The 1176-nt window shown below is 67.9% G+C and carries 1 protein-coding gene; it reads left to right on the top strand.

Annotated features, from left to right (window positions below):
* Nucleotides 1–129: 129 nt before the first annotated feature.
* Nucleotides 130–1176 (top strand): secretin N-terminal domain-containing protein (locus DBR34_RS22565; protein WP_308812528.1); only part of this gene is annotated, 1047 nt, incomplete at its 3' end.

Here is a 1176-nt window from a genome sequence, read left to right as displayed (position 1 = left end):
GGCCCCAGTGATGCACAGATGCAGGCCATCCGTGCGCGCATCCAGGCGCGCCGCCAGCAACTGCAGCAACAACAACAATCGCAGCGACCGCCCGCGGGCGGCTCCGGCCAGAACCCTTAGAGTGACAGCATGACACTGCGCCTTTTCTCACCGCGTCTCTTCTCCCTGTCCCTGCTTGCCAGCGTGCTGGTCGGCTGCGCCACGGTGCCCGCACCGGAAGTGCGCCGCAACGCCGTGCTCGACAGCCACCAGGTGGTCGCCGGTGACGGGTCCCGCGACGGCGTGAATGCCGAACCGCTGGAAGCAACCGGCGCACCGCAGCCGGTGATCCGCCGTGGCACCGGCACCATGATCAACCGCAGCGCGGCCGCCGCGGCGGCACCGTCGTTGTCGCAGGCCGGCAACGGCACCGCCACCTTCAACTTCGAAGGCGAATCGGTGCACGCGGTGGTCAAGGCGATCCTGGGCGACATGCTCGGCCAGAACTACGTCATCGCACCGGGCGTGCAGGGCACCGTCACCCTGGCCACGCCCAAGCCGGTGTCCTCGGCGCAGGCGCTGAACCTGCTGGAGATGGTGCTGGGCTGGAACAATGCCCGCATGGTCTACAGCGGCGGCCGCTACAACATCGTGGCGGCCGACCAGGCACTGGCCGGCACCGTCGCACCCAGCACCGCCCCGGCGGCCAGTGCGCGCGGCTTCGAAGTGCGGGTGATCCCGCTGCAGTACATCTCGGCCACCGAAATGAAGAAGGTGCTCGAGCCGTACGCGCGCCCCAATGCCATCGTCAACGTCGACAGCGGCCGCAACGTCATCACCCTGGGCGGCACGCGCGCCGAGCTGGAAAACTACCTGCGCACCGTGGAAATCTTCGACGTCGACTGGCTGTCGGGCATGTCGGTGGGCGTGTTCCCGATCCAGACCGGCAAGGCCGAACAGGTCGCCGCCGACCTGGAGAAGGTCTTCGGCGAGGAAAGCAAGACGCCGAGCGCCGGCATGTTCCGCTTCCTGCCGCTGGAGAATGCCAATGCCGTGCTGGTGATCACTCCGCAGGCACGCTACCTGGACCAGATCCAGCAGTGGCTGGAGCGCATCGACACCGCCGGCGGCAGTGCACGGTTGTTCTCCTACGAACTGCGCTACGTCAAGGCCAAGGACCTGGCCGAGCGCCTGGCC

Origin of the sequence: Stenotrophomonas sp. HMWF003 (genome assembly GCF_003061285.1) — a bacterium.
GTDB classification, from domain to species: domain Bacteria; phylum Pseudomonadota; class Gammaproteobacteria; order Xanthomonadales; family Xanthomonadaceae; genus Stenotrophomonas; species Stenotrophomonas maltophilia_AP.
This window is presented reverse-complemented; position numbering and strand designations above follow the sequence as displayed.